Below are 1,768 nucleotides of genomic sequence, written 5' to 3'. Positions count from 1 at the left end.
AAATTCAAAAAATAGTTCCATAACCAACGACAACTGCCAAAAGCTTGTGCTAATGACTGCTGCTGCTGGGCATCTGGATATAATCTGATTTTGACAACTTTTAACATATTAGAGCGAAAGAAATTTATTATAAAACACTGTAACACACCATAACACAAGATTTGTGAATTGCCTCCATGTTTTTCTCCCTTGCTGTCGCTTTGGTCGAAAAACTGTCGTTAATTCACGCGCCATTCATCCCACGCTGCCCTTCGGGTCAGTCGTGGGGCTTCTGTCGGTTAAGCTAAATCCTTTATTTCCTTGGGAACTCCCGCTGTTAAAACCTCATTTCCATCTGCGGTAACTAATACATCATCTTCAATGCGAATCCCAATCCCTACCCAACGGGGGTCAATTTCCGGTTGGTCTTCGGCGGGTTTGGTATGCGGTACAATATAAAGCCCTGGTTCTACGGTTAGCACTTGTCCAGGTTGTAAGGTTTGGGGGTTTTCTCCATGTTGATAAACGCCCACATCATGAACATCTAAGCCTAACCAATGACTGGTGCGGTGCATATAAAAGGGTTTATATTTTTCCTCTGCGATTAATTTGTCAATTTCTCCTTTGAGTAAACCCAGTTCAACTAATCCTTCTGTTAATATCCGCACGGCTGTATTATGAGGTGCATGGAAGGAATTACCAGGTTTTACTTCTGCTATTGCCTGTTTTTGTGCTGCTAATACTATTTCATATAATGCTTTTTGTTCTGGTGTGAATTTACCACCGACGGGAAATGTCCGGGTAATATCAGAATTGTAATAACTATAAGCGCAACCAGCATCAATCAAGAGTAAATCATTGGCTTGCATTTGACAGTTGTTTTCTATGTAATGCAGTACGCAAGCATTTTTACCTGATGCGACTATGGAAGGATAAGCTGGTCCCATGCCACCTCGTAAACGGAAAATATGTTCTATTTCGGCTTGGATTTCATATTCATAACGTCCCGGTGCGGTGGTTTTTAAAGCATGATTATGAGCTTCTACGGCAATTTCTACGGCTTGACGCATTAGGTCTAATTCTGTTTTGCTTTTATATAACCGCATGGTATTAATGACAGTACCAGGATCAGTAATGGATGTGGGTCCTGTACCGCGTTTGGGATAGGTTCGGAGTAAATTTTGATAATGTTTGAGAATTTTGTCGTTGAAATTGCGATCGCGTCCTAAATGATAATAAATACAATTGGCTTTTTCTAAATATTGGGGTAACTTCTCATCTAACTCCGCAATGGGGTAAGCTGCGTCTGCACCATAAAACTCCTTCGCTGCATCTATTCCACAACGATAACCACTCCAAACTTCCTTTTCCCTATCCTTGGGTTGCACAAATAATATAAACCGATGTTCTGGATGATGGGGTGCTAAGACTGCGACTGCTTGGGCTTCATTAAAGCCAGTTAAGTAAAAGAAGTCACTATCTTGACGATAAACATACTCGACATCGTTGTGCATTACTGCTGTTGGCGCACTTCTGAAAATCGCTGTACCGCTGCCTATTTTCGCCATTAACTGCTCACGACGTTGCCGATATTCTGTTTGCATAGCTGATTTATTGATAGTGTTGTTTTTGACTTTAACAATTATAGACTACTGATAAATGTTGTTGAAAAAATTGCTAATCTCAGTTATTTTAACCAATTTTTAATTTCCTTGACAATCCATGAGGACTTTTAGGGATGAGATTGTCAATGAAACAGGATTTAATTTTTAAATGATGACATTGATAA

General features: G+C 39.9%; 2 protein-coding genes. Both read right to left on the bottom strand.

The genetic code is table 11. The features are described 5' to 3' along the window. Positions 1 to 107, bottom strand: a 107-nt coding sequence (locus tag IQ228_RS25685; RefSeq protein ID WP_193964952.1) for a helix-turn-helix domain-containing protein, incomplete at its 3' end; no start/stop codon positions are given. A gap of 171 nt (positions 108 to 278) precedes the next feature. Further along, a complete protein-coding gene (locus IQ228_RS25680; protein WP_027403784.1) occupies positions 279 to 1,583 on the bottom strand; it encodes an aminopeptidase P N-terminal domain-containing protein in 1,305 nt (434 codons plus the stop codon). Positions 1,584 to 1,768 lie beyond the last annotated feature (185 nt).

Origin of the sequence: Dolichospermum sp. LEGE 00246, from assembly GCF_015207865.1 — a bacterium.
Taxonomy (GTDB): domain Bacteria; phylum Cyanobacteriota; class Cyanobacteriia; order Cyanobacteriales; family Nostocaceae; genus Dolichospermum; species Dolichospermum heterosporum.
The sequence above is the reverse complement of the archived record's forward strand: the minus strand, read 5'-3'. Positions and strand labels throughout refer to the sequence as shown.